Raw genomic sequence first — 15061 nt, forward strand, 5'->3', positions numbered from 1 at the left:
AGAGATTAATTAGGGTCTGCTGAAAAAGTTTTTCCTGGGGGCAGGGTGTGGGGTGTGGGGTGTGGGGTGTGGGGTTTTACCAGTTTTGAGGTGGCCAATTACCTAATTTTCAGGGAAAAAGTGCCTAAATTTCCCCCCGATCACTCCCAGATCCAGTACTTTTTGATTGACAAAAGGTCTAAAAGTCTTACCCAACAAAGTTTTTAGATTTATTCAGCCAGCCCTAAGTAGGTAGGTGTTAAAAATTATCAGATACCCCCCTTATCAAGGGGGGCAGGGGGGATCGAACCCAAAATTTATCTTCAATTTAATTATAACCAGCTAAGTACCTAAGCAAAATTAATTACACATCTAAGCCACTACTCCGTCAGACTTCTGGTGTGAGGAAACAGTGAACTGAAAACTCAAATCCGATCCCTAATAGCTGTCTCCCGTCTCGGAGTCTCCCGTCTCGGAGTCTCCTGTCTCAGAGTCTCCTGTCTCGACTAGGAAATTAATTTTGCACGACTACTTACATAACTGAGGTAAGAGACTCTTGCTGACTTGCTTGCAGATGGGATTTAGCGCGAACAGCGCGGAACATCCCAAAACGACATAAACCCGTGCCAAAGGCCAAACGCATCAGCAGAATTGTCGGCACTTCTCGGACGGATTTAACCAACCCAGTTAGACCAAATTGCCACCAACCTTGGGGACGAATCACCCCCTGCCAAATGGTATCAATCCAAGAGGGTAGAGTGGCTTTTGTCCAGTCAGCAGTCACCACTTCCCCATCTACCAATCCCGTGGCCGCTAACTGTTCGGCAAAACCTTCGATACTGGCAAAAGCGGGGTGGGACCACTGATCCAAAAGTTGGCGCATTACAGGACTTTCCCAGAAATTGAGCGGTTTTTGACGTTCATCTCGCTGATTCCAGTCCGCTACCACCAGGACTCCCCCCGGCTTAAGAACTCGCAGTAATTCCCGAGCAAAAACGGCTTTGTCCGGCATATGGGGGCCGGCTTCAATTGACCAGACCACATCAAAACTCTCGTCGGGAAAAGAAAGGGCCATGGCATCATCGACCAAAAAGCGAGCATTTAAATCTGGGGGTGTTAGTTCTTTGGCCCGTGCCACTTGTTTGGGACTAATGGTGACACCGGTAACTGTAAATCCGTAGTCGCGCGCGAGAATGCGACTGCTGCCACCAATACCACAACCGACATCGAGGAGAGTTGCACCGGTGGGTAGTTTATCCAAACCTCCCCAAGAGACCATTTCCGCCACAAAGTCAGCTTTTGCCTGTAGAAAGTCTTTTTTTTCTGGTGGGGAACCGTAGTGACCTAAATGGATGTGTTCGCCCCAATAATATTCTAAAATCCCGTCTTCGGTCCATTGGTCGTAGGAATTGGCCACCGAGTCCGACGATTGGTACTTGCGAGAGGAAACAAAATAGACGACGATAGCGATCGCTAGGAGTAAACCTAAAGATGATGTCACCAAAAGTATATTCATTAAATGCTGCCGAGCAAACTGATACAAAGCTTAATAACTCTTAAAAATTATACAACCTTGAGGTTCTGCGGTTGAGTGACTTTGGTTCCTCGCCAGAAATTAACTATCCCCGTTGAAAGCGACCGGTAATACAGCAGTTATCTTAATGGTGAGATCACTTCTGTAGTGGTGAACTTTTATCTGTTTGTCCCTGTGGAATTGCCTTCAATCCATTCGTAAAAAACCATAGATTCTGGGGAACAACGGCTGCATCCTCCGCATTTTTCTAGGGAAATCAGGCGAATTCGCCCTTTTTTCAGCAAGCGATCGAGCATAGGACTTAAGGCATCCGCTGACATCCGAAAGTGTGTAGATAAGTCAGACAGAGATGCTTTCTGATTTTTGGCAAGATAAGCCTGTATATCGATTAAAATCATGGTTTATAAGCGAAAAAAATCGAGAAAAGTTGCTTGATTGCGGTGGGTTACGGCGAATCTAAATAATTTGTTAGTTGCCTAGCTTTTTGTCGCCTAACCCACCCTACTTTTAAATTGCCGGACGGTTGATTTTTCGGGGACGGAGATTTTTTAAGGTGAATAAAACCCCGACTACGGTTAAACCCATCAAGACTATCCAAAAGAGAGAAAATCCCGGATGTCGAGAAAAAGTGGCGATTTGATAGAAGGAAGTGGCAACAATATAGGCCATTCCTGTGGTCCAGAGGGCAATAAAAGCAGTCCAACCGGCATTAGTTTCGCGATATACTGCCGATGTGGCCGAAACACAGGGAAAATAGAGCAGAACAAACAATAGATAGGCAAAAGCACCCGCTTGACCATCAAATCTTTTCGCCATTGCCCCAAAGATTCCTAAATCTACTTCTTGCTTCTCGGCAGCCGTTTTTTGATCTTGCAAATTACCAATATTCAAACCCAAGGGATCAAGTAATTGATTGGGTAATTGCGCTAAATTGGCGGGAATAGTGGCAATAGCTTCCTGAATTTGCCGCCAAAAGTCGAATTTTACCTGTGCTGCCCCCTTATTCGGGTTATCTTCCCCTGCTAGTTGGCTGTAAATCGAGTTTAAGGTGCCTACCATTGCTTCTTTGGCAAAAACTCCCGTAAAAATTCCCACCGTTGCCGGCCAATTTTCCGGTTCTAGTCCCATGGGTGAGAAAATAGGAGTTACAGCTTTACTGGTAGCACTTAAAACCGATCGCTCGCTGTCTTGATTACCAAAAGAACCATCAAAACTGACGGAGTTGAGTAGTCCCAAAATCATCACCATTAAAACGATAACTCGTCCAGCTTTCCACAAAAACGCTTGCAGACGTTCCCAAGTGCGAATTAAAACCCCTTTTAGACGCGGTAGATGATAGGGAGGCAATTCCATAATAAAGTGACTGACTTCTCCCTTGAGTAGGGTTTTTTTCATCACCAATCCCGTCAAAATAGCGGCGAGAATTCCTAAGATATAAAGACCAAAAACGATGTTTTGACCACCTATGGGGAAAAAAGCCGCCGCAAATAGGGCATAAACAGGTAATCTGGCCCCACAGGACATAAAAGGGTTCATCATAATCGTCATTAAACGATCGCGGGAATTTTCTAGGGTCCTGGTGGCCATAATTGCCGGTACACTGCAACCAAATCCCACTAGCATGGGAACAAAGGATTTACCCGGCAATCCCACCAAACGCATCAATCGGTCCATGACGAAGGCTGCCCGGGCCATATAGCCGGAATCCTCTAAAATTGACAAAAAGAGGAACATAAAGCCAATTACGGGGATAAAAGTGGCGACGGTTTGCACACCTCCCCCCGCTCCATCAGCGAGCAGAGCAATTAGCCAACCCGGGGTAGGGATTGTTTGTAAAACTTGGGACAAACCATCGACAAAGATAGTCTGGGCAGTTAAATCGAAGAAATCGATAAAGGCAGCACTAACATTGATGGTAAACAAGAACATTAGGTACATTACGCCCAAAAATATCGGAATTCCCCACCAGCGATCGAGAACAATCCGATCAAGGCGATCGGACATGGTATCGTTTATCTGTCCAGTCCGTTGAGTGGCTCCCTGGGTAACTTGTTGAATAAAGCCATAACGAGTATCAGCAATTAAAATATCAAGGTCTTCCCCTAAAACTTGGTGTATTTGTCGTCTATGCTTGACGATAATGCTTAATAGTTCCTGGGAGCGCAATTCTGGGGCGATGCGATCCTCGTATTGCAGTAGATTTAAAGCAGTCCATCTTGGCTCAACAATCCTTTTACTGCTATGGTCGTTAATGTAGGCAATAATCTCGTTAAGAGCTTCCTCAATTACCGCAGGATAAGCCACATAAGCGGCAGTATGGTTAATATTACCAACTAATTCCCCAATTTTTTGCTTTAATTCTCCGATTCCCTCCCCTTTAACCGCACTAATCGCCACGACAATTGCATCCATGCGATCGCTTAAGAGTTGCGGATTAACCACAATACCCCTAGTTTTGGCCACATCCATCATATTCAGGGCAATCAACATCGGTAAACGCATCTCCATGATTTGGGTAGTAAGGTAGAGATTGCGCTCTAAATTGGCAGCATCGACGATATTAATCACTAAATCCGCTTCTCCTGACAGCAGATAGTCCCTAGCGACTAATTCATCCATTCCTGTCTCCCCTTCTTCCACATCAAGGGAATAGACTCCGGGTAAATCCACAAGGGTGATATCTTCCCCGTTAACTTGAAATCTTCCCTCTTTGCGATCGACTGTTACTCCCGGCCAGTTGCCAGTGCGTTGATTGGCCCCCGTGAGAGCATTAAAAAGGGTAGTTTTGCCACAGTTAGGATTGCCAATTAAGGCGATAATCGGTTTGACCATAATTAGGATATTGAGTGACGAATAGGCTTAGATGATTAAATTTAGCTTTTTGGGTCTATTTGTTCGACGATTAAAGTGTCTGCCTCCTGTTTTCGCAGACTGAGATGAAATCCCCGCACTCGAATCTCGACGGGATCCCCCAAAGGTGCGACGCGAATGACGGTAAACTCTGTCCCCGGAGTTAATCCCATTGATAACAATTTTCCTTTGTATCCGCGCAATGCTCGGTCATAACCGACAACTTTACCCGCTTTTCCTATGGGTATCTCCCGCAGAAATGTTCTTACTTCAGGTAGGTCTTTTTTGGGTTCCAGTTTTTTTGGTTGACTGTCACTAACGAGGATTTTTTCGGCCATTTCTGCCCCGATACCGATACGATTGTCTTGAATGGCAATTAAAACTGATCCCCTCCCTTGGGAGCTAATTACCTGTAATTGAATGCCGGGGTTTAATCCCATACCTAGGAGTCGATTGATTCCTCCTGTCCCCTGAAATCCCACTAACCAGACGGTTTTTCCCATTTCCACTTGTGCGAGGGGATAGGTGGCTGTTAGCTCAGTACCCATGGTGTTAGTACGTTCTGCTGCTGCCTCTGTACCGCCCCAATGGGAAAATTGGGCTTTATTTGGCGATTTTTCTGGTTTTTCTGCTTCATTAGGTCTAATTTTATCGTCCATGCTTTTCTTATCTCCAAAGGCAAAGAAGGTCTTTCATTCAAGAGTGACAATAATTCCTTAATAGCTCATCGAGTTTACTGAATTAGCCAAAGGGTGATAACTGCACTACTGTCAGTCTCAGTCAACGGTTTTGAAACTGTCTAAGACTTGCGATCGCTGAAATAAATGCTAATTATTCTCAATTACCAGTCTAATCCAAAAGGGGAGACAGAAAAGAAAAATATTTATTTAGGGTCGGCTGAATAATGGTAAAACCCTTTGAAAATAAGGCTTTTGACCTGTTAAAATCCGATGTTAGTGCTGCGAAAATCGGATTGGGACCCCCAAAAACCTGGCATTATCCTCCTTTCAGTACATAAGTTAGTACAAAAAGAGAGGGCAACAAAGCCTGAAACGACCGGCTACTGACGACCGGCTACTGACGACCGACTCCTAACCCCACCAACAAACTTTTTGCCGCAAACCCTACCTAGTGGTCTGCTGAAAAAGTAGGGGCGAAGCATTCGGGCAATAACCTATCGGTGAAACCGTAGATTTTCTATCCGAATGCTTCGCCCCTACAGGACGCGGGCCGATGAAGACGCCAGGTTTTGAAGCACGATTCTCTCAAAATCTTGCACCTGTTTCGCAAGAAAAGCCACAAAACCCTTACCATGCCTACATTTCACATTTATTCAGCCAGCCCTAAGTAAATCGAATCTGTCTTTCTGTTTGTGTTCTTTATGCCTTTGTGTTTATCCTTAACTCTTATGGGATAACCGGACAGAAAAAAGTTTAGTTTTAAATATTGGCGATACTTTCAACACTTTAGCCCCCCTATTCTCTGGGTCTTCTTGTAGCTTAAAAAAGGGTGCATCTCACATTTGCAGAAATATCGACAATCAGCAATTATCAGTGACTCTTAAATTATTACAAATATATCAACAACTGCCTGTAATACCATTTTTCTTTATTCGTTTCCCTCACCCCCTTCCCTGTCCCAGAGCGTTAGAGGGGAGGGGGTGAGGGCAATTAACCATCTCTGCCATTACTTTTGAAAAATGGGATAATTCGTTGTCAGTATCTCCAAACAATGACTAATGAAATTAAAAACTTGACTAACTATCATTGGCTAACCTATCGCTGAAACCGTAGATTTCCTATCGGAATGTTTCGCCCCTACTTTTTCAGCCAACCCCAATTAGGGTTGGCTGAAAAAGTTTCTCCTGTGGGGACTGACGCAGGTTCGTTCAGCATACCCTAATTAAAAACCGCCCCCAAAGGACGGAGTTTCAAACCGAGAAGCTACGATGCCTCTCCTCATCCCTCATCTTATCTTGACGTTAAGCTCGGTTAGCTATCCTTTTGTCGGCGTTTCATCGCCAGACCCAAGCCACCAGCAGCCAGCAGCCCAACAACAGTCCCCGGTTCGGGAATAGCAAATTGGGTTTGGGTGAAGGTTTGTTTGAACTGGGAAATGACGGATATTCCCGGACCGCCAGGACCCATAACAGCTGACCCATTCAACATAGTGCTGACTGAAGTTGAAACGGGAAGCCCTGGGAAGACTGCCGATGCTGTTAAGACGTCTGGAACGAGGTTCGAGTCTACAACTGTTAGGCTGGTGGGGACTGTTGGTTCGCTAAAGTCATCCATGATTTGGACCAAATTAATCAGACCACCCGTTGCCGTCGAGTTTTGCAGTTCTAATTTTGCCTCAGCCAGGCGTAGCGTTGTGGGAAGAACCGTGAGATTATACCCAAAAGAGGAGGTAAAATTTTGAGAAAAAGCCGGAGCACCTGCGTCGTATTGCAGACCAGCAGATAAAGTTGACCCAAAACCAGTTACGGTGACTGCATTCGAGACATTTAATGGAATGATATTCATTCCCGCGTTGCCATTTATCCATTCGTCAAATAGCTTGTCAAAGGTGCCATCTCCGTTCTCATCAATTTTGATGTAAGCGCCCGAATTAAAAAGTTGTGTTAAGGTGATCGGCCCACCAACCACGTTGGTGCCATCGAAATATTCTATTATGGCGGCTGCCTGGACCGGTGCAGTGGCGAGGCCTAGAAGAGCGGCGACGGCACTAGGAATGGTAAATCTGAGTAATTTTGTCATCTGTATAGACTCCCACAGAGGTAAAGTGGATGTATAAATTATTATCGCAATGCTAACAGCAAATTTTTCCTTTGTCAACACAGAATTGCCTATTTGTCAAGAGATCACTGAAAAATTAGACCTCTTGCAAAAGTCTTAAGTCGATCCTTGTACAGCAACATTTTTGAAGATTATCAACTACTAATAAATAATTAACTGAAAGTCCCTCCCATTATTGTTTCTATCGTTTGTTTTCGGATTTATGCAAGAAGTCTATTGTCAACAGATCACTGAAAAGAGTTTCTCCCCACTTCCCCACTTCCCTAGATCTGATTCATTCTCCGAATCTAATTCTTTGTTTTGTTACCTTTAATCGCTTATGAGGTAAGCAAAGCACGACGTTTTGACAAATTTTCAGCTATTTAGGGTTTGCGGCAAAAAGTAGGGGCGAAGCATTCTGATAGAAAATCTCCGGTTTCACCGATAGGTTATGCCCGAATGCTTCGCCCCTACAGGACGCGATCGCCGCTCAAGTGGCCAGAAAAAGCCAGATCAGCAGTCTCGATTACCTTTAATAGCTGTTCGATGCGGTTTTCCGTCGGGGGGGCCAAACAGGGAAAAACGGCTAAACCGGGGATTTGATTGGCCACCTCGGTGACAGCCACATCAAGGGTGACTAGGGGTAAATTAGCGAGGGTTTGCGACTCGCTCAAGGTTTGCAGATAAGAGTATAAATCTTCTGCGATCGAACTATCGATTAAGATAGCGTCCACCTCCCAGACACCAGCTAAAAGTTCCGCCTGTTCGCAACTATCGGCCTCAATAAAACGATAATTCTCCCGAACTAATTGATTATTCCAAATCCAGCTAAAGGAAGATAAATCGGAGAAATTGGGGGCATAATGGCCGTGTAAACGCAGCAGAGTCGGAGCAGTGCGCCGTTTGCGGCTAGGAATGGGGGAAACGGTCAGATTCAGGCAAGCTTGCAGCGCTGCCGATGTGATCGGCGGAACCAGAAAACTATCGGCCCCTTGCTGTTGACTGCGGTTGCGCTCAGAATCAGCGGCGGTGACAATAACTTTCATATCTTTGGTTTGGGGATGGGATTTCAGCAGCGTTAACACATCCCAACCGGACAACAGGGGTAGATTGGGATTGAGAAAAACACAACGGGGTTTTAACTGACGGGCTTTTTCGATCGCCTCAGTGCCGCTACGGGCGATAATGGCTTTTAATCCCAATTCACTCAAGCGATCGACAAACTGTTCGATCACTTGGGGATTAGCTTCCACCACTAACACCAGACGCTGGGGAGTGGCGGACTCCTGCTCGGCACCTTGAGGATGAACCGGCAGCAGTAAAGTGAATTGACTCCCTTCCCGGTCCTTGGAGACAAAGGATAGATCGCCACCGTGACAGCGCGCTAATTTTTGGCTGAGGAGTAAACCTAAACCTGCACCCTCAAATTGACGGGTGAAAGGACTTTCTAGCTGTTGGAATTTCTGAAAAATCAGATGCTGGGATTCTTCCGGAATACCGATCCCCGTATCCCAGACGGTAAAAGCCAGCCAATTTTCCCAACGATTGACTTTAATGCCGAAATTACCGCCATCAATGGTGAATTTAACCGCATTATCTAACAAATTCACTAACATCTGTTGTAAACGGGCTTCATCGGCCAGGGCATAATCTAACCCTGATTCAATGTCAAGACGATAGCTGCCGGGGAGATCGAGACGTTGGGGATACTTATCGACGATGATATCGTACACCCGTTGACAGAGGCGATCGATTTTGACTCTAGTGAAAGTTAATTTTAGTTGTCCTGTCTCCAGGCGGGTTAAATCGAGGAGATCATTGACCAAAGCCATCAACTGGCGACCGCTGCGATAGATTAAATCGGCATATTTCGACTGTCGGGGGTTAAGTTCACCGATTTTTTGTTCCCGCAGCAGATTGGAGAGACCGATCACGGCGGTGAGGGGCGATTTAAACTCATGGCTGACACAGGCGAGAAATTCATCCTTAAGACGATTTAAATGGACTAAATCGGCATTTTTAACCGCTAATTCCTGACAATATTGCTGTTGTTCCGTGATATCGGTGGCCAACAGTAACCACAGTCCCGAAGTTTTCTCGATCAAGGGATAATTATCCGCCCAATTTAACGGCACGGACAACAGTCGCCAAGTCTTGGCTAAACCCGATGTCACCGTTTCTAGACGCTGGGGAAACAGGGGGGGGGTGGGGGATGGGAGGGTTAAGGGGTCATTAACCAAAGCAAAGGGAGATTTATCGATATTAGCGGGGAAAGCCGCCCCGATTTGTTGACACCAAGCCTGATTTTGGTATAAAATTCCCGCTTCTGGACTGTAGAGCAGCAGCGGCAGCGGTAATTGTTCCAGAAATTCCAGAGGACGATCGCTGCGGGGGGGGGGATTGCGATCGCTGATGCGGGGCTGCGGGGGAGGATCATCGAGAATCGAGCGCCCGAGACAAAATTGGAGAAGTTTGCCCGTGTCTAAGCGTCCTAACAGTTTGCCCTGAGCATCCACTAAAATGGGGACTAAGGCGAGCGCTTCTCCCGTCAGGGTTGCCAGAAACTCACTTACGGCCATGCGAGCGTTAAGAGGGATAATCGGACGCAGCCAACCGCTCAGATCCAGGCAGCTGGAGGAGGGGTTTTTGGTGTCGGGGTGCTGTTGTTGATAGAGGAGGTAAGCAATCAGGGTTTGACTCTCAATCAGTCCTAGGGGACAATACCGCTCATCCACCACCACGATCGCTTCTGGATTGCCCGTATTAATTAAATCGCAAAGACTGGCCCGGTCAATAATTAATTCACAGGCAGTGACGGATTGATTAAAGTGATCGAGGCTGAGGGTAACGCTAGGCATGGGGATAATTGGGTGGGCGGTGGCGGTAACTTTAGGGCATAATTAGGGTTTGCGGCAAAAAGTTTTTCGGTGGGGGCAGGGTGTAGGGTGTAGGGTGTAGGGTATAGGGTTTTACCGATTTTCAGGTGGTCAATTACCTAATTTTCAGGGCAAAAGTCCCGGAATTTTCCCCCTGCTCACTCCCATCCCCGGCACTTTTGGATTTCAAAAAGGTCTAAAAGTATTATCCAACAAGGTTTTTAGATTTATTCAGCCAGCCCTAATTAACAAACTGATGGCCAAACTATTAGTAGTCCTAGAACTTGAATCTACCTTGATTATGACGCTCGCTCATCTAGACGGCCTCCCCATTGATTACAATTAACTACAATACCCACTGCCAAAAAGCAAAGTTAACTTTAACTTCCCCGATCTGATGGCGAGGGGGTTGTCTTCTCAACAGAGAAAGCCTAACCTATAGTTTGTTATTTTCTATCTACCTTGCGGGTGAGAAAACGTTGCCTCCGAGACTGACTATTTATGCTTTTGTCCCAACGGACCCACCCTTGACGGGAGTGAGTTCACCTCCGGGGCTGGTTAATTCTTTGACGGCTTTATTGGCTAATGAACGCTATCATCTGACCCTAGGGTCGTCTTCTAGCGAATTACTGGCTAATATCGAGGCACAGAAGGAAAAAATCGATTGTTTGCTGGTGGTCTTTCATCCTTCCCTACAGCCGACTTTTAATCAACTCTACGAAGGGGGGATTTTACTGCCAGTAGTGATCATTGTCGCTGACAAGAACATCACTGCCAAGACGAATGACTCTCCCACCTGTCTCTATCATAGTGCCGAATTACAAATCACCGTCAACGAATTAGACAGCATCACCTCGGTCATCGACCAAGCGATCGCTCGATTTCTCCATTTAGCTCCTAATTGCTCTTTTTCCGAACCTACCACGATTGTTAACCAACCAAATCCCGTGGAAAATAATCACAGTTTTCTCCTCCTACAACAGCGCCGTTTAGCGGAAAAATTAAAAGAAAGACTCGGCTATTTAGGTGTTTACTACAAACGCAACCCGCAGCTATTCTATCGCAATCTTGCCCCGGAGGAAAAAAAAGAATTACTACGGGAAGTAAGAGCAGATTATCGGGAGATTATTTTAAATTACTTCCAACAGGATTATCCGATTAATCAAGCGATCGATGAGTTGGTTAATAATGTCTTTTTTACCGATCTCTCAGTGTCGCAAATTCTGGAAATTCACATGGAGTTAATGGATGAATTTTCCCAACAGTTAAAATTAGAAGGCAGAAGTGAGGAAATTCTCCTAGATTATCGTCTCGCTCTCATTGATATCCTTGCTCACTTGGGGGAAATGTACCGTCGTTCCATACCTCGCGAGGATATCCCTTATGATTTATTATTGGGAATAGACTAAAATATCCCCAATAAATAACAATGAACTCATATCCCCAGCCCCTTTGATCTTAACCTATGAGCGTCTTTAAAAAAACCTATGTTTTAAAACTGTACGTCGCTGGGAACACCCCCAACTCCGTGCGCGCCTTGAAAACCCTGAAAAATATCCTAGAAGAGGAATTTCAGGGAGTTTATGCGCTCAAGGTGATTGACGTGCTGAAAAACCCGCAACTAGCGGAGGAAGACAAGATTCTCGCTACTCCTACCCTCGCGAAAGTCCTCCCTCCCCCGGTGCGGAAAATTATCGGTGATTTGTCCGATCGAGAGAAGGTTCTGATCGGTTTAGACTTACTGTACGAGGAAATTCGTGAACGAGAAAATGATAGCTAGGCCTTCGGCAATAGGTGATTAGACGGGTTATATTTATTGAAGGAGAAATGATCGGGGCGTAATCTAGTACGTTTATGGGAAAGTCAAGAGTCAAGGGACATCAAGATGGTATAAAGTATCTAGTCAGGCCTGATATGTTTCTGTGGAAAAATTAGATAAAAATCCTACTCTTTAAATATTCGCTGGATAAATAATGACTCAATCTAACTCTAATAGCCAATTGAATCCACCGATTAAACCGAAAGGTGTTCGCAAAATTAGAACCCTAATTGAAGGTTTTGATGAGATCACTCACGGTGGTTTACCCATGGGGCGAACTACCTTAGTTAGTGGCACTTCTGGCACGGGAAAAACCCTGCTTGCTGTGCAATTTCTCTACCACGGGATCAAGTATTTTGACTATCCGGGACTGTTTGTTACTTTTGAAGAATCTCCCACCGATATTATCCAAAATGCCTATAGTTTTGGTTGGGATTTAGAAGAATTAATTGACCAGGGTAAGTTATTTATTCTCGATGCTTCTCCGGATCCGGAAGGTCAAGAGGTGGTGGGTAGTTTTGATCTTTCGGCCCTGATCGAGCGCATTCAATACGCAATTACCAAATATAAAGCAAAACTGGTATCAATTGACTCTGTAACTGCTGTTTTTCAGCAGTACGAAGCGGTGTCAGTGGTGCGGCGGGAAATTTTTCGGCTCGTGGCCCGGTTAAAATTATTAGGAGTGACTTCAATTATGACCACGGAACGTATCGAAGAATACGGAGCGGTGGCCCGTTTTGGTGTAGAGGAATTTGTCTCTGATAATGTGGTAATTATGCGGAACGTCCTAGAGGGAGAAAGGCGACGCAGAACGGCGGAAATCCTCAAATTACGGGGAACAACCCACATGAAGGGGGAATATCCCTTTACTATCACCAATGATGGCATTAATATCTTCCCCCTCGGTGCGATGCGTTTAACTCAGCGCTCCTCTAATGTCCGCATTTCTTCGGGAGTAAAAACCCTCGATGATATGTGTGGGGGCGGTTTTTTCAAGGATTCGATTATTTTGGCTACAGGAGCAACAGGTACGGGTAAAACTCTCTTAGTCAGTAAATTTCTGGAAGAAGGCTGTCGGCGCGGTGAGCGGGCGATTTTGTTCGCTTATGAAGAATCTCGCGCCCAATTGTCCCGAAATGCTTCTTCTTGGGGGATCGATTTTGAGGAGATGGAACGCAAGGGATTATTAAAATTATTGTGTTCTTACCCGGAATCGGCGGGATTAGAAGACCATTTACAGATGATTAAGTCGGAAATCTCGGAATTTAAACCCTCCCGTATTGCCATCGATTCTCTATCGGCGCTCGCGCGCGGGGTGACAAATAATGCTTTTCGGCAATTTGTGATCGGGGTGACAGGATACGCCAAACAGGAGGAAATTACGGGATTTTTCACCAATACCACCGACCAATTTATGGGAGCGCACTCGATCACCGAATCCCATATTTCTACGATTACCGACACGATTTTAATGTTGCAGTATGTGGAAATTCGCGGCGAAATGTCGCGAGCGATTAACGTCTTTAAGATGCGCGGTTCTTGGCACGATAAAGGGATTCGTGAATATACTATCAGTCAGGACGGGGCCGATATCAAGGATTCTTTCCGCAATTACGAGCGGATTATTAGTGGTTCCCCGACTAAAATTAGCGTCGATGAAAAGACTGAATTATCGCGGATTGTTCGCAATGTACGCGAAAAATTACAGGATGAATAATCGGGAGTTGACTAGACCTCTTGTAACAATCAAAAATTGTTGTTAGGGTTAGGAGTCAGTAGCCAGTAGTCAGTAGTCAGGAGAATTAAGAATGAATAATAATCAATTAAAGGGTCTATTTACAGATTTTAGGTAATTTAATCCTTATTTTTGCCGTTTTTGACCCCTGAAACATTAATTATGCAAGAAGTTGACTGATACTAAATCCGGTTATCAAAGACTGATTATCTATTGCCCCTTTTGCCTTTTGACTCTTGCATGAGTGCCTATCCTGATATGTAACCTATACTCAACGGATTTAATATGATTGAGATTATTTTGAAGAGCGATCGGGTAAAGTCGGTCTTAGGGAAAATAACCACCAGATCAATAAACCTAATATAATCCAGAGAATATCTTTAACCCGGCGAATTACAGAAATCGCTAAACCTAATTCTAGACTACCGGTTAAAGAAGCACCCAGCAGCACTAAAGAACCTTCTAAAGTACCGATATTAGCGGGAATAAAAAAGGTTCCAGCGCGCACCAATTGGGCAACGGAATCAAATAACCAAGCATCGGCAAAACTGATCGGATGTTGGAGAAACTCCATTAAAACATAGATTTCTAAAACTCCGAGGGGCCAATTGAGAAAACCGACGATCAAGCCATTTCTAAATAGTGGCAGATTCCGGTAAAATTCCCCTAAACGATCATCGACACTGCGAAGATTTTCTAAAGGTTTAGCTAGGCGATCGCCTAAAAAAGAATGACCTAATCGATTAACTATTCTGGAGGATAAACGGAATCGCTGAATCAAGAAAAATATCAGGATACAACTGGAGAATATAGCGAGACTTAATCCAGTAAAAGTTTTAAAAGAATTGGAGAATTTTGGGGAAGCTAGGAGCAGAAAAAAACCGATAATTGCAAAGAAGACAAGGGAAGCAGTATTTAATGTCTTGGTCAAAATAATCGAGGCACTGGTTTCTTTATAGCTAATCTGATAGTGAGTTTTCAACATCACTGCTTTAAAACCTTCTCCTCCCAAAGAAGCGAAGGGAGTCACGCGATTAAAGGCGGCCCCTACCATGTAAATTAATAATAGGCGAATTGTCCATCGAGGTTGGATAGGAATACTTTTAAAAGTTAGTTGCCAAGTAAAAACATCGGTGAGAAATTCTAGGAAATAAAAAATAATTACTAATGTCATTCCCCACCAACCGACTAGGGTGATTTGTTGCCAAACTTCTTGCAGATTTGTTTGGCGTAAAATTACCCCTAGTAAAACAAAACCTAAACCCAGAAAGATAAATTTAAGATATTTCATAAGTAGTCGTGCCAAATTAATTTCTTGGTTAGGATAGGCAATAGGCAATAGGCAATAGGCAAGAAGTAGTTAGATAGGTGTAATTAATTTTGCTTAGGTACTTACTAAATCCTGTTTAAAAGGTCTAGGAGAGCGGGAAGTGGGGAAGTGGGGTAGTGGGGAGATGGGGAATTATGAATTATAACTGATAACTGATAACT

At 44.7% G+C, this 15061-nt stretch carries 11 protein-coding genes; 4 read left to right on the forward strand and 7 right to left on the reverse strand.

Annotated elements, in window-relative coordinates; genetic code table 11:
- Positions 1-45: 45 nt before the first annotated feature.
- Positions 46-207, forward strand: coding sequence for a hypothetical protein (locus MAE_RS35050; RefSeq protein ID WP_012266121.1), 162 nt, complete (start codon positions 46-48; stop codon positions 205-207).
- Between the two features lie 304 nt (positions 208-511).
- On the opposite strand, the gene MAE_RS13715 is transcribed toward MAE_RS35050, so the two are convergent.
- From MAE_RS13715 to MAE_RS13740, 6 genes are all read right to left on the reverse strand, one after another.
- Positions 512-1495, reverse strand: coding sequence for a methyltransferase domain-containing protein (locus MAE_RS13715; protein WP_012266122.1), 984 nt, complete (start codon positions 1493-1495; stop codon positions 512-514).
- 176 nt (positions 1496-1671) lie between these two features.
- Positions 1672-1911: a FeoC-like transcriptional regulator gene (locus tag MAE_RS13720; RefSeq protein ID WP_004160943.1), complete on the reverse strand. Its 240-nt coding sequence runs from the start codon at positions 1909-1911 to the stop codon at positions 1672-1674.
- Between the two features lie 109 nt (positions 1912-2020).
- Positions 2021-4345: a Fe(2+) transporter permease subunit FeoB gene (gene feoB, locus MAE_RS13725; RefSeq protein ID WP_012266123.1), complete on the reverse strand. Its 2325-nt coding sequence runs from the start codon at positions 4343-4345 to the stop codon at positions 2021-2023.
- 41 nt (positions 4346-4386) lie between these two features.
- Positions 4387-5022, reverse strand: a complete 636-nt coding sequence (locus MAE_RS13730) for a FeoA family protein (protein ID WP_012266124.1) — start codon at positions 5020-5022, stop codon at positions 4387-4389.
- Between the two features lie 1332 nt (positions 5023-6354).
- A complete protein-coding gene (locus tag MAE_RS13735) occupies positions 6355-7122 on the reverse strand; it encodes a PEP-CTERM sorting domain-containing protein (RefSeq protein ID WP_148204752.1) in 768 nt (255 codons plus the stop codon).
- Between the two features lie 488 nt (positions 7123-7610).
- The gene (locus MAE_RS13740; protein ID WP_012266126.1) at positions 7611-9998 is read right to left on the reverse strand and encodes an ATP-binding response regulator; all 2388 of its coding nucleotides are present in this window, start codon (positions 9996-9998) and stop codon (positions 7611-7613) included.
- Between the two features lie 497 nt (positions 9999-10495).
- On the opposite strand from MAE_RS13740, the gene MAE_RS13745 reads away from it, so the two are divergent.
- The 3 genes from MAE_RS13745 to kaiC all read left to right on the forward strand — a co-directional run bounded on the left by MAE_RS13745 (position 10496) and on the right by kaiC (position 13552).
- Positions 10496-11425 carry a circadian clock protein KaiA gene (locus MAE_RS13745; protein WP_041804118.1) on the forward strand — a complete coding sequence of 310 codons (930 nt, stop codon included), beginning with the start codon at positions 10496-10498 and terminating at the stop codon, positions 11423-11425.
- A gap of 56 nt (positions 11426-11481) precedes the next feature.
- Complete coding sequence (kaiB, locus tag MAE_RS13750) at positions 11482-11796, forward strand: circadian clock protein KaiB (RefSeq protein ID WP_002733742.1); 315 nt, start codon at positions 11482-11484, stop codon at positions 11794-11796.
- Positions 11797-11989: 193 nt separating this feature from the next.
- Positions 11990-13552 (forward strand): circadian clock protein KaiC, encoded by a 1563-nt coding sequence (kaiC, locus tag MAE_RS13755; protein ID WP_012266128.1) that lies wholly within the window; start codon positions 11990-11992, stop codon positions 13550-13552.
- 313 nt (positions 13553-13865) lie between these two features.
- Here the strand turns inward: kaiC and MAE_RS13760 are convergent, their stop codons facing one another.
- Positions 13866-14861 (reverse strand): lysylphosphatidylglycerol synthase transmembrane domain-containing protein, encoded by a 996-nt coding sequence (locus MAE_RS13760; protein WP_041804119.1) that lies wholly within the window; start codon positions 14859-14861, stop codon positions 13866-13868.
- Positions 14862-15061: the final 200 nt, after the last annotated feature.

The organism is Microcystis aeruginosa NIES-843 (assembly GCF_000010625.1).
In the GTDB taxonomy this organism is placed as follows: domain Bacteria; phylum Cyanobacteriota; class Cyanobacteriia; order Cyanobacteriales; family Microcystaceae; genus Microcystis; species Microcystis aeruginosa.

What these genes read in the sequence shown, in the direction of transcription:
- MAE_RS13715 (WP_012266122.1), bottom strand. Translation starts at nt 1,495, where the DNA reads ATGAATATACTTTTGGTGACATCATCTTTAGGTTTACTCCTAGCGATC.
- MAE_RS13720 (WP_004160943.1), bottom strand. Translation starts at nt 1,911, where the DNA reads ATGATTTTAATCGATATACAGGCTTATCTTGCCAAAAATCAGAAAGCA.
- feoB (WP_012266123.1), bottom strand. Translation starts at nt 4,345, where the DNA reads ATGGTCAAACCGATTATCGCCTTAATTGGCAATCCTAACTGTGGCAAA.
- MAE_RS13730 (WP_012266124.1), bottom strand. Translation starts at nt 5,022, where the DNA reads ATGGACGATAAAATTAGACCTAATGAAGCAGAAAAACCAGAAAAATCG.
- MAE_RS13735 (WP_148204752.1), bottom strand. Translation starts at nt 7,122, where the DNA reads ATGACAAAATTACTCAGATTTACCATTCCTAGTGCCGTCGCCGCTCTT.
- MAE_RS13740 (WP_012266126.1), bottom strand. Translation starts at nt 9,998, where the DNA reads ATGCCTAGCGTTACCCTCAGCCTCGATCACTTTAATCAATCCGTCACT.
- kaiB (WP_002733742.1), top strand. Translation starts at nt 11,482, where the DNA reads ATGAGCGTCTTTAAAAAAACCTATGTTTTAAAACTGTACGTCGCTGGG.
- kaiC (WP_012266128.1), top strand. Translation starts at nt 11,990, where the DNA reads ATGACTCAATCTAACTCTAATAGCCAATTGAATCCACCGATTAAACCG.
- MAE_RS13760 (WP_041804119.1), bottom strand. Translation starts at nt 14,861, where the DNA reads ATGAAATATCTTAAATTTATCTTTCTGGGTTTAGGTTTTGTTTTACTA.